Below are 711 nucleotides of genomic sequence, written 5' to 3'. Positions count from 1 at the left end.
CCACGTTCCGGGGTTCGCCGACGAAGACCACGTCGCTGTCCGGGCACATGATGTCGTTCCACAGATATACCTGGTAGCAGCCCAGCATCATGGCCACCCGCTTTGCCACAAAGCCGCCGTACCAGTAATACGCGGTGCGGGGGATATGCAGGCGGCGGCTCTCGGTCACGCTGGCGGCATGAAACGACAGCAGGTCGGCCTCAACCAGCTCGCTGACCAGCGCGCCCAGCGCCAGGTGCCACGCCTCCGTTTCGCTGCGTTCTGACAGCGAGGCAAAGTGGCGGCTGACCACCCCGGCAATCTGCTGCTCCGGAACGGCATCGTCACCGGCCGGAACCGGAGCCAGCTGGCGACGTAGCTCCTCACGCTCCACCAGGGCACTCAGCATGTCATCCGGCGTCACGCCCTGTCCGGCGGCAAGCGTTGTGAGGCGCTCGCGCAGATGATCAGACAGGAACACCCCGGAGCTGGCAGCCGCAGCCGCCGGAACCCTGACGCGCCGCGAGACGGGTTTGTAGATTTCGCCGGTCTCTGGCCGGATTTTCAGTCCGGCCTTCAGCCAGCGGCTCAGCTCCTGGGGCAGGATATCGGGATTGTCCTTCAGGAAGCGCGCGCGGCTTCCCCGGGCGGTGCCTATTAGACGTCAACTACCTTGGCCGATACGCGTCAACTACTCTGGCCGCCTTTGAGTTATTTCTTAGCTGACTGCTG

Annotated in this window: 1 protein-coding gene and 1 pseudogene; one reads left to right on the top strand and one right to left on the bottom strand. The window is 64.4% G+C overall.

Annotated features, from left to right (window positions below; translation table 11 throughout):
• A pseudogene (locus FU672_RS24810) lies at positions 1-460 on the bottom strand (hypothetical protein); the annotation flags it as partial.
• Between FU672_RS24810 and FU672_RS25370 the strand changes: the two are divergent.
• Entirely contained in the window at positions 443-640 is a 198-nt protein-coding gene (locus FU672_RS25370) for a hypothetical protein (RefSeq protein ID WP_262349074.1), read from the top strand. The pseudogene FU672_RS24810 and the gene FU672_RS25370 sit on opposite strands and share 18 nt — an antisense overlap.
• Positions 641-711: the final 71 nt, after the last annotated feature.

This window comes from Enterobacter asburiae, from assembly GCF_008080435.1.
In the GTDB taxonomy this organism is placed as follows: Bacteria; Pseudomonadota; Gammaproteobacteria; order Enterobacterales; family Enterobacteriaceae; genus Enterobacter; species Enterobacter asburiae_C.
The sequence above is the reverse complement of the archived record's forward strand: the minus strand, read 5'-3'. Positions and strand labels throughout refer to the sequence as shown.